This window comes from Helicobacter apodemus (assembly GCF_000765745.2).
In the GTDB taxonomy this organism is placed as follows: Bacteria; Campylobacterota; Campylobacteria; order Campylobacterales; family Helicobacteraceae; genus Helicobacter_D; species Helicobacter_D apodemus.
Genome location: NZ_JRPC02000109.1, coordinates 1 through 609, shown reverse-complemented (window position 1 = coordinate 609; position 609 = coordinate 1). Strand labels below are relative to the sequence as shown.

The 609-nt window shown below is 36.1% G+C and carries 1 pseudogene; it reads left to right on the top strand.

Annotated features, from left to right (window positions below):
• Positions 1-609, top strand: a pseudogene (locus tag LS72_RS11155) (autotransporter outer membrane beta-barrel domain-containing protein); the annotation flags it as partial.

Here is a 609-nt window from a genome sequence, read left to right as displayed (position 1 = left end):
GTAGGTAGTAAAGCTACGATAGAGAACTTTGAGAATAAGGGGACGATAGAGGGTTTTGGGAATGGCATACATGTAGATAGTGCAAATATTCAAACCCTCACTAATACAGGCACTATAAATGGTAAAAAAAGTGGTCTAAATGTTAGAAAAGGAACTATTGAAACCCTTATTAATAAGGGAAATATTATTTCTAATAGTTCTTCAACAGCAGATGCAGGTATCTTGATACAAGGTGGAGGAACCATTGCAACTATTATCAATACAGGAACGATAAATTCACAAACTTTTGGTATTACGATACTTGGTGGTAAAGCTGAAAAACTCTCTATGCAAGATGGAGCTGTAGTGCATGGAAGATTTTCAGGTATTTTAGTAGGAATAGACCAAACTCTAGGAGAACTTGAAATTAGTGGAGCTAATACTAAGATTAGTGGGGGTCAAAATGGTATTTTCTTAGGTGATAGAGCAAAAACCCAAAAAATTACCATTAAAGATGGAGCTAGAATAGAGGGAGGACTTAATGGAATCTCAATTAGAAACGGTGCCAACCTTAGTGGAGATATTAACATATCAGGAGGAGCTAGAATAGAGGGAGGAAATAATGGAATC